1 pseudogene is annotated in these 322 nt (G+C 47.2%); it reads left to right on the forward strand.

The window, feature by feature from the left end:
• Nucleotides 1–101: 101 nt before the first annotated feature.
• Nucleotides 102–322, forward strand: a pseudogene (locus tag D1646_RS22890) (IS3 family transposase); the annotation flags it as partial.

Here is a 322-nt window from a genome sequence, read left to right on the forward strand (position 1 = left end):
CAGGAAAAAGAAATCCGCCGTTTAAAGAAGGAAAATGACTTTCTGGAGGAAGCCAGCGCTTTTTTCGCCGCGAGCCGTCTGGGGTCAGCAAAAACGAAAGAATGAAGTTTATTGCTCTTAAAACCAAAGACGGCGAATTAAAAGGGGATACCTTCTTTTACTGTAGAACCCTTCATGTCAGCAGGCAGGGGTTTTACCAGTACCTTGCAAATAAAGACCGCCCATGGAAGTACCAGCCCCTGGCAGACGCCATGATGGAAACCCTTGAGGAAGATGATTGTAATGACACCTACGGCCGGACCCGCATGTATCAGGCATTAAT

The sequence above is a fragment of the Pseudoflavonifractor sp. 60 genome (assembly GCF_009911645.1).
Taxonomy (GTDB): Bacteria; Bacillota; Clostridia; order Oscillospirales; family Oscillospiraceae; genus Lawsonibacter.